Below are 15,293 nucleotides of genomic sequence, written 5' to 3'. Positions count from 1 at the left end.
CCGAAACTCACCGCCACCCGCCAACCTCCGTCCGGTCACAACGCCTGCTCACCATGCCCGCCTACCAAGCTGCCTCGATCCTGCTGGAAGCCCACTACTTCGGTGACGATGCCGAGATGCTGCGCCTGCCCTGTGACAGCGTCACGGTCCAGGGTGGCGCCATCGTCGTCGATGGGCTGGAAACCCGCCACCTGCGCGGCCTGCGCTGGACACCGGACTACCTGTCGTTCGACGCCGGCGGCGATCATCATCGCTATCCGGTCAGCCGTCCGGCCGTGCTGGGCCCCCAGGCGGCGCGCTTTGCATTGCTGTAGGCGTAGCGTCGCCGCGTCGTCGTGCATCAGCGTCGCAGCGCCGACACCCCCGCATAGACTGCCCGATCGCCGAGCTGGCGCTCGATTCGCAGCAACTGGTTATATTTGGCGGTTCGATCGGCACGCGACAGCGAACCGGTCTTGATCTGCCCGCACCGCGTGGCCACGGCCAGGTCGGCAATCGTGACGTCCTCGGTTTCGCCGGAGCGGTGCGACATGACGGCGGCATAGCCATGGCCATGCGCCACGCGCAAGGTCTCCAGCATTTCGCTGAGCGTGCCAATCTGGTTGGCCTTGACCAGGATCGCATTGGCCATGCCGCGATCCACGCCTTCGCGCAACAACGTGGGGTGCGTACAGAACACGTCGTCGCCCACCAATTGGCAATGCTTGCCGAGCCGTTGCGTCAGCATTTGCCAGCCCTGCACATCGTCTTCGGCCATGCCATCCTCGATCGACACGATTGGATAGCGCGCCGCGAGGCTGGCCAGATAGTCGACCTGCATTTCGCGCGAGCGCGTCACGCCCTCGCCTGCGTAACGGTACTGCCCATCGATATAAAGCTCGCTCGATGCAGGGTCAAGGGCCAGCGCAATATCGTCACCAGCTCGATAGCCCGCACGGGAGATCGCCTCCACCAGAAAGTCCAGCGCCTCCTCGGCGGTTCGCAGGTCCGGTGCGAAGCCGCCTTCGTCGCCCACATTGGTGTTATGTCCGGCTGCTTTTAGCAAGCCGCGCAGTGTATGAAACACCTCGGCACTGCTGCGCACCGCTTCGGCAAACGTCGGTGCGCCTATCGGGGCAAGCATGAATTCCTGGAAATCGAGTGCATTGTCGGCATGGGCACCGCCATTGATGACGTTGATCAACGGCACCGGCAACAGCGTGGCACGCTCACCGCCAAGATAGGAAAACAGCGGCAGCTGTTGCGACGCTGCTGCCGCACGCGCCACGGCCAACGACACGCCCAGCAGTGCGTTGGCGCCGAGACGACGTTTGTCGGACGTGCCATCGAGATCGATCATCAGCGTGTCGATCTGCGCCTGGTCGCTGGCATCGCATCCAACCAGTGCCTCACGCAGCGTGGTATTGACAGCCTGCACCGCGCGCAGCACGCCGCGCCCAAGAAAACGGTGCGGATTGCCGTCGCGCAACTCCACTGCTTCGCGTGCGCCAGTGGATGCGCCGGAGGGCACGATGGCCCGTCCCATCGCACCGTCTTCAAGCACAACCTCGACCTCGACGGTCGGATTACCCCGACTGTCGAGCACCTCCTGCCCCATTACCTGCACGATGCGCGCGCGCTGACCGACCTGGCTCATGAAAATCCCCCTTACGTGAGAAAAATAGCGATGTAGAAATCGTATGAGGCTTCAGTCAGCGTGAATATCGAGTAATCTTTACTACTTCGTCAGCTTTTCTCACAGAACATAATGCGCTCGCTGCCTCCGATGTCCTCCTTGCGCGCGTTCGAGGCCACGGCCCGCACCGGCTCGGTCACGCGCGCCGCCGAGGAACTGTTCCGCACCCATGGGGCGGTCAGCCGGCAATTGCGCCAGTTGCAGGAACATGCTGGTGTGGAGTTGTTCGAGCGCGATGGCACTGGCGTGCGACTGAACGAGCATGGGCGTGCGTTCTACGACGTGGTACGAGCGGTGTTCGACCAACTTGAACAAGGCTATGGGAGGGTTCTGGACCAGGCGCGCGGGCCCACATTGCATGTGGCCTGCAGTGCCACATTCGCAATGCGCTGGCTGGTGCCGGAATTGGTGGACTTCTACCGTGTGCGGCCCGACATCCGCATCCGTCTTTCGATGACATCGGCACGCGAAATCCGCACCGAAGGCGCGGACGTGGTCATCGCATGGGATCTGTCCTCATACCCGGCCGCCGATCGCCAGCGCGCCATGCTGCTGGCACCGGTCACGTTCGGCCCGGTGTGCGCCCCGGCCTATGCCAAGGACATCGCCACGGGCGCGCGCATCACCCACGATTTCACCTCGAGCGCATGGGACCAGTGGGAAGCGCGCACCGGCCAGCGAATTGCCCCGGCCGCCGCGCTGACCTTTCCGCATACCCACCTGTGCATCCAGGCCGCGCTGGCGGGCCTGGGGGTCGCGCTGATCGAACAGCGCCTGATTCGCGCGGAACTGGCCGCCGGAACCCTGGTGGCACCGCATGGCTTCACCGCATTCGAGGGCGGACTGATGGCCGTACCGGCGGCACGCGAACTACCCACCGATATCGCCGCATTCGTGGATTGGCTGCGTGACCGGCTGGCTTGCTGAAGGCCGCCTAGAATGTGTCAACCATGTCCTCGCACATGTGTCCACCATGTCCCCGGTCCATACAGAGGGGCCGGGGGAGAGGGCCAGCGTTTCACGCCGGCACTAGTCGCAATTTGAACCTCATGCCCTCACCCTCAACCCCTCTCCCACTGCGCGGGAGAGGGGAGCGGCACCTCCCCCTCCCGATCCCCAATCCCCTTTTTGTACGCGTCTGTATCAGGCCGCCATGGCGATACGTGCCCTCACATAACGGGGCGAAAGACGCTACGGGCGCGATACGTGGACCGCCTTAAATACGTTCCATGGCAGCGCGACGCGAGACGAATAGCAGACACGCTGGCTAACACGCTGCTTCGACATAACGTCAGCACGAACTGAAATCTACCCAATCTGAAGGAAACCGATCATGTCCACGAACCTCACCAAGCGCCTCGTTCTTGCCGTTGCCCTCGTTGCCGCCGCTGCCGGCGCACAAGCTTCCGTCGTCAGTGCCCGCGACCCGTACCTGGATGGCGCCCGCACGGTCCAGGATACCCGTGACGTCTTCAGCGAAGGCGCCCGCTCCGTGACGGATAAGCGTGACCCGTACACCGAAGGCGCACGTTCGGTGCAGGAGCCGCGCAGCCCGTACTACGACGGCGCCCACACCGTTGCCGGCATGGACCGTACCGGTGTCTCGGCCGATCCCGCCCGCAGCATCGATCCGTACCTGGATGGCGCCTACGCCTGATTGCCGTTCATCGCTCAACCCAATCTGATCTGAAACGAGAAGCACATCATGAGCCGCATTGAAAAAGTCCTGTACACCGGCAAGGTCCACATCACGTCTGGCGGTCGCGACGGCGCCGCCCGTAGCGACGACGGCAAGCTCGACATCGAACTGTCGTCGCCCGGCAGCAAGGGCCAAGGCACGAACCCCGAGCAACTGCTGGCGGCTGGCTGGTCGGCGTGCTTTATCGGTGCCATTGGCCTGGCGGCCGGCAAGCAGAAGATCAAGCTGCCGGAAGACTTGTCGGTAGATGCCGAGGTGGACCTTGGCACGGCGGGTGTCGAGTACCTGCTGCAGGCGCGCCTGCGTGTGCATATTCCCGGTATCGAACGCGAGGTAGCCAAGGCACTGGTGGAAACGGCGCACCGTACCTGCCCGTACTCGAAGGCGCTGCACGGCAACATCCATATCGAGACCGAACTGGTCTGACCGTCGTACCCCTCGTTCGCTCGCGCGGATGAGGGGCCTTTTGTTCCGGCTTCCAGCCACGTTGGATCTGAATCATGCGTCGTACCCTTCTGCGCGCCGTACTGGCTGCGATCGGCATCGCAGTTGTCTACAACCTTGCCACGAGCGCGATTGCCGAAAGCCCCAAGGTCGGCGACCAGGGCGTGGCGCCCGAGTTCGTCGGCATCAATAACTGGCTCAACTCAGCACCGCTGTCGATGCAGGACCTGCGCGGCAAGGTAGTGTTGGTCGACTTCTGGACCTACGCATGCGGCAACTGTGTGAACACGCTGCCCTATGTGAAACAGTGGTACGACAAATACAAGGACCAGGGCCTCGTGGTCGTAGGCGTGCACACGCCGGAATTCCCGTTCGAGAAATCGACGGCGAATGTGCAGGCAGCCCTGAAGCGTTTCGATATCCGCTATCCGGTGGCGCAGGACAATGCGTACGGCACCTGGTCGGCCTATCGCAACCAGTATTGGCCAGCGTTGTACCTGATCGACGCCAACGGACGCATCGTCTACCAGCACTACGGCGAGGGCCGCTACGCGGAAACCGAGGCCGCCATCAAGAAACTGCTGGCGGAGCGCAAGGCGGGCTAGGCGCCGTTATCGAACAGCACGAGCGTCAGCAACACCGACGCATCGCTGAGCGCCTTCACGTCGTGCCTGACGTTGCCAGCCAGATAGATCAGGTCGCCTTGACGCAAGCGCCGCGAATCACCATCGAGCGCGACCTCGATTTCGCCTTCGAGACACTGGATGGTCAGTGGGCCTGCCACCGCATGCGGTGGCATTTGCTTGCCAGCCAGCAATATCAGGCGCGCCACTTCCAGGTGTGGTGCCTTGAACAGGGCGGTGGTCGGTGTGTTCTTCAGGTTGGCGCCAAGCGGAAGCACGCTGGTGGTCTGGCCGGAAGACAGGTGGGGAATCGACATGGGATACGCTCGCTGGGCTGGGGGTTGGCTGGTGGAACAGCTGCGCCTTGTTGCGCGCGGTAGCCTCCAGTCTATTGCCAATTCGCCCGGGCAAGGCAACCGATGTGTGGCAAAAGCAGCGTAATGAGTGTGGTCGTTGCGCTGCACAACGGGTCACGCACGGTTGGCGTGACCCGTGATGCAGCGGCTCAGGCCACGGCGCCGTCGGTGTAGACGTCAACCATGCGCGAGGGCTCGGCCGAAACGCCACGACGGTCCATGCCCGCCAGCGCGCCATCGGTGTACACATCGAACTTGCGTGACGGCTCCGCCGACACACCGCGGCGATCCATGCCGGCCAATGAGCGGTCGATGTTCACATCGCGCGTGGTCGGCGCAATCTCGCGAGCGCCTTCACTGTAGGTATCAAATCGGCCGGCGCGTGCGCCATCGCTATACACGTCGCGCGTATCGATGCGGAAGCTGTAGCCATACTTGTCGCCGGCATGCGTGCTGTCGCGCGGGCCCGAAGCCAGGGCGGAACCTGCAATCAGGGCTGTGGCAACAGCGGCGGCGGAAAGAGCGAGGGTGGTAAATCTGCGTGACATGTTGGTACTCCATTACGTGGTGAAAACACAGGAACGCAGCGTGGCGTTCCTTTGCTTTTACGCAGGACTCGTACCAATGGATGCAGACGGCAAGATGTGCGGCAATTGACGCGAAACAGCGTAAAAAAAGCGCCGGATGGTGGGTGCGAGCCAACACGTGCGCGATGTGGCTGGCGGTGAAAGTCCAACAGGGTTAGCTGACGTCGACCGGTGCGTTGGCCTCGAACTTCGCCCGATGCGTGGCAAAGAAGGTCCGCACGTTGCGGACGTTGCCAACACCCGTGAACAGACGGCGTGCAAAGACATCGTAGGCACCCATATCGGCAAGTTCTGCCGTCACGACAAAATCGGGCCCTGGCGATACCCGATAACACTGGGTTACCGCGGCCTCGGCGCAGATGTGGCTTTCGAACGCTTCATAGTCCTCGGCGGTTTGCCGGTCGAGCGTGATCTCGATGATGGCCGTCAGCGATCCACCGAGCTTGCCCGCATCGAGCACCGCAATTTCGCGCGCGATGACGCCGGTCTGCCTGAGTCTTCGTACGCGGCGCATGGTCGTGGGGGCAGAGGCGAACACGCGCGCCGCGAGTTCTACATTCGACACGGAAGCGTCCGTCTGCAGCACGCGCAGAATGCGCAGGTCGAGGTCGTCGAGGGCAATATCGGGCATCGATCCATGATGAAAGAAAATTTCAGGTTGATCATACGTCAATTTAATCATTCATTTCAGATGAAAATCTGAAAGAAAATTTCATCATCGTCACCCTACCATCGCTCCATTGCATCGAATCCGATGCCAAAAGCAGATCCGGGAGGGCTTATGTGTGGAATCGTTGGCGCCGTGGCGCAGCGCAGCATCGTGCGCGAACTGGTGGATGGCCTGAAGCGGCTGGAATACCGCGGCTATGACTCATGTGGCGTAGCCACGCTACACGGTGGCCGCATCGAACGGTCGCGCAGCGTGGATCGCGTGGCGGCGTTGCAGCGCGATATCGTCGCACAGCAGATCGATGGCTTCACGGGCATTGCCCACACGCGCTGGGCCACCCACGGCCGGCCTGTCACGGCCAATGCCCATCCGCACGTTTCGCCAAACGACCACACGCCACGGATCGCACTGTCCCACAACGGCATTATCGAAAACCACGAAACCCTGCGCGCATCGCTTGAGCAGCAAGGTTATGTCTTTGCCAGTCAGACCGACAGCGAGGTCATCGCGCATCTGGTCGATCATCTCTATAACGGTGACCTGTTCGACGCGGTGCGCGAGGCAGTGAAGCGCTTGCAAGGCAGCTTCGCCATCGCAGTGCTGTGCCGCGACGAGCCACATCGGATGGTGGGCGCGCGCAATGGCATGCCGCTGGTGGTCGGTGTGGGAGAGGGCGAGAACTTCATGGCGTCCGATGCAATCGCCTTGGCCGGTGTTACGAACCAGATCGTCTATCTGGAAGATGGCGATGTCGTGGATGTGCAGATGCACCGGCACTGGGTCGTCGATGGCCGGGGCCAACGCGCAGAGCGCGCGGTGCACACCGTAGCGGCTCACAGCGCGGCGGCTGACCTGGGCTTGTACCAGCACTACATGCAGAAGGAAATCTTCGAGCAGCCGCGCGCGGTGGCCGATACGCTGCAGGACATCACGTCGATCATGCCGGAACTGTTCGGCGACGGGGCATACCGCCAACTCGACAACGTGGATGCGGTACTGTTGCTGGCCTGCGGCGGCAGCTATCACGCCGCACTGACGGCCAGCTACTGGATCGAACAACTGGCCAACCTGCCAGTGCGCGTGGAAATCGCGAGTGAATACCGCTATCGCGAGGCTTTCAGCAATCCGAACATGTTGGTGGTGGCCGTGTCGCAGAGCGGTGAAACCGCCGATGTGCTCGGTGCCGTGCAGGCGGCAAAGACGCGTGGCATGCATCGGACCCTGGCAATCTGCAACGTTGCCACCAGTTCACTGGTGCGCGATTGCGCGATGCATTTCATCACCCGCGCCGGCATTGAAATCGGCGTGGCATCGACCAAGGCATTCACCACCCAACTGGTGGCGCTGTTCCTGCTGGCACTTACGCTGGCCCAGATGCGCGGCCGGCTTTCCGATGCCGACGAGCTGGAACACCTGCGCGCGCTGCGCCACTTGCCCGATGCACTGACCCGCGTACTGGCCCTGGAACCGCATTTCATCGGCTGGGCGGACCAGCTCACGCGCAAGGAGAACATCCTGTTCCTCGGCCGCGGCATGCATTACCCGATTGCGCTTGAGGGTGCACTGAAGATGAAGGAGATCTCGTACATCCACGCTGAAGGGTATGCCGCCGGCGAACTCAAGCACGGACCGCTGGCGCTGATCAGCGACCAGATGCCCGTGGTGGCGGTGGCACCGAACGACAGTCTGCTGGAAAAGCTGAAGTCGAACATGCACGAGGTCAACGCGCGCAACGGCAGGCTGTACGTATTTGCGGACAACGACTGTGCATTGCAAGCTGGTGACGGGCTGGAAATCATCCGGCTGACCGAACACTACGGCTTGCTGTCACCAATCGTGCATACGGTACCGATGCAACTGTTGGCCTATCACACGGCGCTGGCGCGCGGCACCGATATCGACAAGCCACGGAATCTGGCGAAGTCGGTGACTGTTGAGTGAAAAACTGGGCTAACTGCCGACGAGGGGGACGTTGCGAAGTCGCTTCAGGTAGGTTCGGCTGTAGACGTCTTACCGGAATTTTCCCTGCTCATGAGAGACGAGACCTCTTTGTTTCCCCCATGTCGCTTACTGCGTCGCGTGATAAAGAACACCAGCGCGACGACGGGTGCAATGAGCAAGCCTTCGACAAGTTCATGGTCGACTGAAAAGTCGGCGGCATGCAGGGATTTCAGTGCGACGCCGGTTAGCGACAGCACGTAGTAAGAAATGGCCGCGACGGACAGGCCTTCCACCGCATGCTGGAGATGAAGCTGGCTGCGGGCCGTGCGGTCCATTCCCTCCAGCAGTCGCGTGGTGTTAGCTTCCTGCACCAGGCTCACACGGGTACGCAGGAGGTCAACTGCGCGTGCAACGCGGACAGTGAACTGTTCCAGGCGGTTCCAGCTTGCCTTGCATGTATCCATCGCCGGCGCGAATCGTCGCTCCATGAACTCCGCGATGGTGGGAATTCCATCGATGCGCTCCTCGCGAAGCTCCTGAATCCGTGCCAGCACCAGCTTTTCGTACGCGCGGCTGGCGCTGAATCGATGGCCGCAGTCAGCCAACGCTTCACTGCGTACCGCGAGATGGGTCAGGTCGCCCAGCAACTGCGAGTCGTCGCGGTCCGCCTGGTCACGGTCCATGCTCTTGAGGAGCACCCCTAGTGTCCGCTGCAGCGTATCAAGAGACTGCCCAAGCTGGCGTGCCTCCGGCAACGCCAGCAGCGCCATCATGCGATAGGTCTCAATCTCGTAGAGACGCTGAAGCAGCCGACCACTCTGGGCCTCGCGGAAGCCGTCATCAATGATGAGAAAGCGCGAGAAGCTGTCGGGTTTGATCGTCCAGTCGCAAAATACCTCCCCATTGCCCAGCACGCGACTGCCGGCGGCGATGGGACCATCAATCCACTGCCGGTAGTTGGCACGTGCCTCGGGAGCGCGCGAACCAGAGACGAGCTCCATGCGGATACCCACGAAGCGCTTACCCGCGATGCCTGCAAACCATTCCTGTGGCACGTGCTCCGTAGCCAGGTCCGAGAAATAATCGCCATCGTCGCGCGCTGCCACAAAGGTGTACGTGGAGAACTCGGTATGACGCTCCCACTTCAGCTGTCGATGCTCGCTCCAGTTCGCAGCATAGTGAGTGCAACGGTCCGCCGGCTCAGGCAGACCGGAAAGCGCGCATAGGTCTCGCAGCAATACATCGTGAACCGTTGAATTGTCCTCTGCATAAACAGCCAGATGTGCGAGGGCTACGGAGCCTTCAAGGCGCAAGAAGGGGCGCGCATGTAGTTCGTTGGCCAGAGTGGCGCGCAGTGGGTGGTCCATGAGACTGAGCAGGCAAAATGTATGGCCTATTGTAGCCAGTCTAAGATGCGCTGTCGCCCCGCGCTGCTAGAATTCCGAGCATATCCCACACCGCCCGCATTTATCGTGAACCTCGCCAACCTGGAACGCCAGCTGTCATTTCTCCGGGAGATTGATCTGCTGAAGAGTGTCGTGCGCATGACGCCGCTTATCAATCAGTCGCGTCGGGAAAACAGTGCCGAACATTCGTGGCACCTCGCCATGTATGCGCTGGTCCTGTCGGAGCATGCAGCAGCACCTGTTGATGTGTTGCGCGTGGTGAAGATGCTCCTGATCCATGACATTGTGGAGATCGATGCGGGCGATGTTCCGTTTCATGACCCGGCAGCCCAGGCCGGTCAGGCGGAACGGGAGGAGCAGGCGGCCGAGCGGATTTTCTCATTGCTGCCAGACGCGCAAGCCGCGGAGTTTCGCAGTCTGTGGGCCGAGTTCGAGGCGACGCAAAGCGACGACGCCATCTTCGCAAAATCGTTGGACCGCTTCCAGCCGCTACTTCACAACGCCGCAACCGGAGGCGGCAGTTGGGTCGAGTGTCACGTCACCGAAGAGCAAGCCTTGGCCCGCTATCGACCACCTATCGAGCGTGGAGCGCCGGTGCTGTGGGAAGAATCGGCCAGGCTTGTGGAAGAGCATTTCCGTAAGCCAAAGGCCGAATGAGGGACCACATCTTGCTCCCCTCTCCCGCGCGCGGGAGAGGGGAGACAACCAGGGGCATCACGAGAGATGGTAGCCCACCCTCAACGCTGATAAGCCGGCGGCACGAAGCCCGCGAAGCGCTGTTGCGTGACCGACTTGAATTCAGCGGAGCGATAGGCGTCGCGGATGTCGGCCACGAAGGGCTTGTTCAGGTCGTCGCTACGCACGGCCACCAGGTTCATGTAGTAGTCCGGGATCTTTTCGAGTGTCAGTGCCGTGGTCAGTTTCAGGCCTGCGGCCAAGGCAAAGTTGCCGTTGACGAACGCGTAGTCAACGTCGTCGAGTGAGCGCGGCAGTTGTGCGGCTTCCAGCTGGATCAGCTTGAGTTTGTGCGGATTGCCTTCGATATCGCGTTCCGATGCGCGCACGGTATCAGTGCCCGGCTTGAGCGTGACCCAGCCGATCTGTTGCAGGATGGCGATTGCACGCGCGAGATTTGTAGGGTCGTTCGGCAGTGACACGGTGGCTCCGGGTTTCACTTCCGTCAGGGTCTTGTGTTTGCGGCTGTAGATGCCGATCGGTGCGGTGGGGACCTGGATCAACTCCGACAGTTGCAGCTTGCGATCCGCCGAGAATTTCTTCAGGTACACCACGTGCTGGAATGCATTGGCATCAATCGCTCCGTCGGCCAGCGCCAGGTTTGGTTGCACGTAGTCGCTGAACTCGATGATGGTGACCTTGTAGCCACGTTGCTCCAGCACCGGCTTGATGCCGTAGCGAACCTGGTCTGCGTACGGGCCTGCCGTGGCGCCAAAACGAATTTCCTTCTTGTCCGCATCGGCTGCGTTCGAAGCCTGTACGATGCCGAACGCCAGCAGTGCCACAAGCGCACGGATCCCTGTCTTGATAATCATCTGGCTCCCTTTTCTCTTATGAAAGTCGTTGGCAACTGAAGCTGCGTGGGAAGAATTTTGCGAAGCCGCGCTCAAACGCGTCAAAGAACGATTCCAACTTAGCAAAGCCGGTTTCCGTTCGCATAACGTTAGAGACAATGCTTCGTTCCCGCATCGGTATGGCTCCCCGTATCCTGCGTCTTCATTGACACAGCGTTGGCGGAACCGATGGCCACCTATCTCGACGACCGCCAGCGCGTGGAGCTGGCACGTGCTGGTCGCCATTGGCTTTGGCGTTCCGAATTGCCGACGTGGATCCTGATTGTCGCGGTGTACGCTGCATGGTTCGGAGTTGCCGCCAATGCCGTGAGGCTGGGGCTGCCGCTCGCATGCCTGTTGCTGACGCTATGCACCACGTGGTTCCTGTCGTTGCAGCATGAATTGCTGCACGGGCATCCCACGCGCCTGCCATGGCTCAACGCGTTGTTCGGCATTGCACCGCTGGGCATATGGTTGCCGTACCGGCTGTACCGTCGCGCGCATCTGCAGCACCACGCGGCTGAATTGACGGAGCCCGCCGCCGACCCGGAAAGCTATTTTCTCTATGCAGGAGACTGGCATGCCGCGAGTCCGGCGATGCGTCGGCTCTATGCCGTGCGCAACACCATGGCAGGGCGCGTGCTGTTGCAACCTGCGTTTTCGATCGGTGCCATTGCCGTTGACGCGGTTGCCAGGCTCCGCGCCGGCGACTGGCACGATGTGCCGGCGTGGCTCACGCACCTGACGCTGCTCGGCGCATTGCTGGCATGGTTGCAGACATCGTGCGGCATGCCGGTCTGGCTGGTGCTGGCCGGCGTTGCGTATCCGGCGTTGTCGCTGGCGGCGATCCGCTCGTTCCACGAGCATCGGGCCAGCGATTCACTTGCGGCGCGCAGTGTGATCAATGATGCCGGATTGGGCTGGCGCCTGCTGTTCCTGAACAACAACTACCACCTGGTGCATCACGACCTGCCTGCAGTGCCGTGGTTTGCGTTGGCGTGGGTCTATCGGCGTCGCGCGCATGACTACCTGGCGCGTAACGACGGCTTCTTCGTGCGCGGTTATCGCGAGTGGCTGGTCCGCTATGCGTGGCGAGCCGTGGCGCCGGTTGCACATCCACTGTTTCACAAGCCGTCCGCACGGCATGCCGACCTGCCACCACCTGACCTGATATCTCCTTATGGCGAAGCCTGAACGATGGGTAGCAGCGCTGCCGATGTACAACGTCTCGGCATCGTTGCGCGAGGACTGGCTCGCATTGATCGATCGCGTGGGCCAGTTGCTGGCGCGCGAACGGGGCTCGGTGATCCTCAGTGCCGTGGATCCCGGCGAGGGCGCCGACGCGTTGCATGCGTTCTGGCGGCGTGACGACGTGCTGTTGTCGCAAACCTGCGGATATCCACTGGTTCACGGCTTGGCGCCGTATGTCAGGCTGATCGGTACGCCACGCTTCAAGGTGCCGGGGTGTCACCGGCAGAGCTATCGCAGCGCCATCGTCGTGCGCGATGCGGACGGGCCGGCCACGCTGGCGTCGTGTCGCGGCGCACGGGCTGCGTGCAACGGCCCGGATTCGCATAGCGGCATGAACGCACTACGCCATGCCGTGGCACCGCTGGCCAATCACGGCCGCTTCTTTGCAGGTGTAGTACGCACGGGTTCGCATCTGGGCTCGCTGGCCGCAGTCAAGAGCGGCGACGCCGATGTGGCGGCGATCGATTGCGTGACGCTGGCATTCGCGGCCGAGTACCACCCGCAGGTGGTGGACGGCCTGCGGCAGATCGGTATCACGCGTGCAGTGCCGGGACTGCCGTTCATTGCCTCGCGACGCGCCCGTTCGTCACTGGTGCGCCAGGTCAGGGTAGCGCTGCGACAGGTGCTGCAGGAAGACCCGGGCCTGCGTTCACGCCTGCGCATGGAGGACGTCGTGCGCACCACCGCGGCCGACTATTTTCCGATTGCGGCGATGGCGCAGGAAGCGCGCCTGCGCGGCTACGCCGAACTGGCGTGACCGCGCGGCGCTGAGTTGCCTATGCCGCCACGCGTACGCCGGTGCGGCCGGCGGGGCGCGCCAGTCCGAGGTGTTCGCGTAGGGTGGTACCCGTGTATTGCTCGCGGAACAACCCGCGCCGGCGTAGTTCGGGCAGCACCAGTTCGATAAAGTCGTCGAGCCCGCCCGGCAGCCAGGGAGGCATCACATTGAAGCCGTCGGCAGCTTCTCCTTCGAACCACGCCTGCAACTGGTCGACGATCTGCGCGGGTGTGCCGTGGATTGACCAGTGCCCGCGTGCCGTTGCCACGCGCCGGTACAACTGCCGGATCGTCAGGCCTTCTTCGCGCGCTAGCCCGGTCACCAGCTGGAAGCGGCTCTTGGCACCGTTCGGCTCCTGCAGATTCTCGGGCAGCGGCCCGTCCAGGGGATATCCGCTCAGGTCGACGCCACCCAGGTGTTGTGACAGCAATGCAAGCCCGACAGACGGCAGCACGAGTTCCTGTAACGCTTCAAACTTTTCTTCAGCCTCCGCGGTGCTGCGGCCGACCACCGGAAACACACCGGGCAGGATCTTGAGCTGGTCCGGCGAGCGCCCATAGCGCGCGAGCCTGCCCTTCAGACCTTTGTAGAACGCCCGTGCACCCTCCAGAGACTGCTGCGCGGTGAAGATGACCTCCGCGGTACGCGCGGCCAATTCCTGTCCGGCTTCGGATGAACCGGCCTGCACGATCACGGGATGGCCTTGCGGCGGGCGCGCAACGTTGAGCGGGCCGCGCACCTGGAAGTGCTTGCCGCGATGATCGAGCCGATGCAGCTTCGTGGCGTCGAAGTGAACCCCACTGGCCTTGTCATAGGCAAAGGCATCGTCTTCCCAGCTATCCCAGAGGCCGGTCACCACGTCGACGAATTCCTCGGCGCGCGCGTAGCGGTCCGCATGTTCGGGATGGCGGTCGAGATTGAAGTTGCGTGCTTCGGCATCGGACCAGGACGTCACCACGTTCCAGCCCGCGCGTCCACCGCTCAGGTGATCGAGCGATGCGAACTTGCGCGCCACGTGATACGGCTCGTTGTATGTGGTGGACACGGTGGCCACCAGGCCAATGCGTTGCGTGACCGCAGCCAGTGCCGAAAGCAGGGTCAATGGCTCGAAGGTCGCGCCACGCGCGGTGTGTGGCAGCGTGGCATCATCCATGCCGCGTATTGCCACGCCATCGGCCAGGAACAGCGCGTCGAAGCCGGCGGCCTCGGCGCGCCTGGCCAGCGCGGCATAGTGTGCCAGGCTGCGGCCGGCGTCGGCATGCGCTTCAGGATGGCGCCATCCGGCCACGTGGTGTCCGGTAGCCATCACGAATGCGCCCAGATGGAGTTGTCGCGGAACCGTGCTCATGTTCAGGCCGCCTTGCGTTGTTGAAGGCTATCCTGTGCGGGTACCGGCTTGATGGCGCGGCTTGGCTCGCCCGCGACGCTGACCGGTACGTCGCCGGCAATGGTCACACGGCGCACGATGCGATGCGCATCGCCGTAGTCGTTGATGGCATAGTGCTGCGTGGCGCGGTTGTCCCAGATGGCCACATCGCCAGCCTGCCAGCGCCAGCGCACGGTGTTCTCAAGCCTGTGCACATGCCCTTGAAGCAGGGACACCAGATGTGCCGAATCTACCGATGAGTAGCCGAGCAGTTTCTTGACGAAGTGGCCAAGAACCAGCGTGCGCTCGCCGGTCTCGGGATGCACGCGCACCACCGGATGCTCGGTCTCATAGAGCGTGGAGGTGAAGACCTCGCGATAACGGCGCGCGCCTTCACTATCCGGTTGCGGGCGTGAGGCTGCATAGTCGTAGTCATTGGTATGCAATGCCCAGAGTGTATCGGCCAGATCCCGCAACGGTTGGGGCAGGTCCTGGTAGGCCGCTGCCGTGTTGGCCCAGACCGTGTCACCGCCGGCGGCTGGAACCTTGACTGCGCGCAGCACCGATACCTGCGGGTAGGCGAGGTCGAACGTCACATCGGTATGCCACGAGTTCGCGCGGCCACCATGCCGGGAATCGAGTTCGAGCAGGTAATCGGTGCCGTCCTGCACCGGGACCGTGGGGTGCGCCACCGGTGTACCGAACAGCTTGCCGAAGGCTTCCTGCGCGGCGTCGTCGAGATGCTCCTGATGACGGAAGAACAGTACCTTGTGCCGCAGCAGCGCGATGCGGATGGCATCGAAGGCGGCCGGCGGCAAATCGCCATCGAGCCGGACGCCGCGCACTTCCGCGCCAATCCGGCCGGCAACGGGATGAACGTCGAGATCGATGTGAGGAAGCGATTGGGTCATCAGAGGCTCCTGGAAGAT

The 15,293-nt window shown here is 62.5% G+C and carries 17 protein-coding genes; 9 read left to right on the top strand and 8 right to left on the bottom strand.

All coding sequences use genetic code 11. The features are described from left to right. The first annotated feature begins 53 nt into the window (after nucleotides 1–53). Nucleotides 54–314 carry a hypothetical protein gene (locus ACO550_RS25200; protein WP_315596709.1) on the top strand — a complete coding sequence of 87 codons (261 nt, stop codon included), beginning with the start codon at nucleotides 54–56 and terminating at the stop codon, nucleotides 312–314. A 26-nt stretch (nucleotides 315–340) separates the two neighbouring features. On the opposite strand, the gene eno is transcribed toward ACO550_RS25200, so the two are convergent. Next, nucleotides 341–1,636 (bottom strand): phosphopyruvate hydratase, encoded by a 1,296-nt coding sequence (eno, locus tag ACO550_RS25195; RefSeq protein ID WP_315596708.1) that lies wholly within the window; start codon nucleotides 1,634–1,636, stop codon nucleotides 341–343. A 111-nt stretch (nucleotides 1,637–1,747) separates the two neighbouring features. Between eno and ACO550_RS25190 the strand changes: the two genes are divergently transcribed. The 4 genes from ACO550_RS25190 (at nucleotide 1,748) to ACO550_RS25175 (ending at nucleotide 4,423) form a co-directional block, all read left to right on the top strand. Beyond that, on the top strand, nucleotides 1,748–2,602 hold the full coding sequence (locus ACO550_RS25190; protein WP_315596707.1) for a LysR substrate-binding domain-containing protein: 855 nt from the start codon (nucleotides 1,748–1,750) through the stop codon (nucleotides 2,600–2,602). 406 nt (nucleotides 2,603–3,008) lie between these two features. After that, on the top strand, nucleotides 3,009–3,332 hold the full coding sequence (locus tag ACO550_RS25185) for a hydroxyquinol 1,2-dioxygenase (RefSeq protein WP_315598292.1): 324 nt from the start codon (nucleotides 3,009–3,011) through the stop codon (nucleotides 3,330–3,332). A gap of 48 nt (nucleotides 3,333–3,380) precedes the next feature. Continuing rightward, on the top strand, nucleotides 3,381–3,800 hold the full coding sequence (locus ACO550_RS25180; RefSeq protein ID WP_315598293.1) for an organic hydroperoxide resistance protein: 420 nt from the start codon (nucleotides 3,381–3,383) through the stop codon (nucleotides 3,798–3,800). A 74-nt stretch (nucleotides 3,801–3,874) separates the two neighbouring features. Then, on the top strand, nucleotides 3,875–4,423 hold the full coding sequence (locus tag ACO550_RS25175; RefSeq protein ID WP_315598294.1) for a redoxin family protein: 549 nt from the start codon (nucleotides 3,875–3,877) through the stop codon (nucleotides 4,421–4,423). On the opposite strand, the gene ACO550_RS25170 is transcribed toward ACO550_RS25175, so the two are convergent. The 3 genes from ACO550_RS25170 to ACO550_RS25160 all read right to left on the bottom strand — a co-directional run bounded on the left by ACO550_RS25170 (nucleotide 4,420) and on the right by ACO550_RS25160 (nucleotide 6,015). After that, entirely contained in the window at nucleotides 4,420–4,758 is a 339-nt protein-coding gene (locus ACO550_RS25170; RefSeq protein ID WP_315598295.1) for a cupin domain-containing protein, read from the bottom strand. The genes ACO550_RS25175 and ACO550_RS25170 overlap by 4 nt on opposite strands. A gap of 188 nt (nucleotides 4,759–4,946) precedes the next feature. Next, complete coding sequence (locus tag ACO550_RS25165; RefSeq protein ID WP_315598296.1) at nucleotides 4,947–5,345, bottom strand: hypothetical protein; 399 nt, start codon at nucleotides 5,343–5,345, stop codon at nucleotides 4,947–4,949. Nucleotides 5,346–5,538: 193 nt separating this feature from the next. Next, nucleotides 5,539–6,015, bottom strand: a complete 477-nt coding sequence (locus ACO550_RS25160) for an Lrp/AsnC ligand binding domain-containing protein (protein WP_315598297.1) — start codon at nucleotides 6,013–6,015, stop codon at nucleotides 5,539–5,541. A 150-nt stretch (nucleotides 6,016–6,165) separates the two neighbouring features. Between ACO550_RS25160 and glmS the strand changes: the two genes are divergently transcribed. Continuing rightward, nucleotides 6,166–7,995: a glutamine--fructose-6-phosphate transaminase (isomerizing) gene (gene glmS / locus ACO550_RS25155; RefSeq protein WP_315598298.1), complete on the top strand. Its 1,830-nt coding sequence runs from the start codon at nucleotides 6,166–6,168 to the stop codon at nucleotides 7,993–7,995. Between the two features lie 44 nt (nucleotides 7,996–8,039). Here glmS and ACO550_RS25150 read toward each other — a convergent pair whose 3' ends face one another. After that, the gene (locus ACO550_RS25150) at nucleotides 8,040–9,362 is read right to left on the bottom strand and encodes a DUF3422 family protein (protein ID WP_315598299.1); all 1,323 of its coding nucleotides are present in this window, start codon (nucleotides 9,360–9,362) and stop codon (nucleotides 8,040–8,042) included. Between the two features lie 105 nt (nucleotides 9,363–9,467). Here ACO550_RS25150 and ACO550_RS25145 point away from each other — a divergent pair, with 105 nt between their 5' ends. Beyond that, on the top strand, nucleotides 9,468–10,058 hold the full coding sequence (locus tag ACO550_RS25145) for an HD domain-containing protein (protein WP_315598300.1): 591 nt from the start codon (nucleotides 9,468–9,470) through the stop codon (nucleotides 10,056–10,058). Nucleotides 10,059–10,138: 80 nt separating this feature from the next. Here ACO550_RS25145 and ACO550_RS25140 read toward each other — a convergent pair whose 3' ends face one another. Further along, nucleotides 10,139–10,951 carry a MetQ/NlpA family ABC transporter substrate-binding protein gene (locus ACO550_RS25140; RefSeq protein WP_315598301.1) on the bottom strand — a complete coding sequence of 271 codons (813 nt, stop codon included), beginning with the start codon at nucleotides 10,949–10,951 and terminating at the stop codon, nucleotides 10,139–10,141. 207 nt (nucleotides 10,952–11,158) lie between these two features. Between ACO550_RS25140 and ACO550_RS25135 the strand changes: the two genes are divergently transcribed. Beyond that, nucleotides 11,159–12,163 (top strand): fatty acid desaturase, encoded by a 1,005-nt coding sequence (locus ACO550_RS25135; RefSeq protein ID WP_315598302.1) that lies wholly within the window; start codon nucleotides 11,159–11,161, stop codon nucleotides 12,161–12,163. Further along, nucleotides 12,150–12,977, top strand: a complete 828-nt coding sequence (locus tag ACO550_RS25130; protein ID WP_315598303.1) for a phosphate/phosphite/phosphonate ABC transporter substrate-binding protein — start codon at nucleotides 12,150–12,152, stop codon at nucleotides 12,975–12,977. Before ACO550_RS25135 ends, ACO550_RS25130 begins: the two co-directional genes overlap by 14 nt. A gap of 19 nt (nucleotides 12,978–12,996) precedes the next feature. Here the strand turns inward: ACO550_RS25130 and ACO550_RS25125 are convergent, their stop codons facing one another. Continuing rightward, complete coding sequence (locus ACO550_RS25125) at nucleotides 12,997–14,346, bottom strand: NtaA/DmoA family FMN-dependent monooxygenase (RefSeq protein ID WP_315598304.1); 1,350 nt, start codon at nucleotides 14,344–14,346, stop codon at nucleotides 12,997–12,999. Nucleotides 14,347–14,348: 2 nt separating this feature from the next. After that, on the bottom strand, nucleotides 14,349–15,275 hold the full coding sequence (locus ACO550_RS25120) for a TauD/TfdA family dioxygenase (protein WP_315598305.1): 927 nt from the start codon (nucleotides 15,273–15,275) through the stop codon (nucleotides 14,349–14,351). Nucleotides 15,276–15,293: the final 18 nt, after the last annotated feature.

Source organism: Cupriavidus sp., assembly GCF_057315035.1.
The sequence above is the reverse complement of the archived record's forward strand: the minus strand, read 5'-3'. Positions and strand labels throughout refer to the sequence as shown.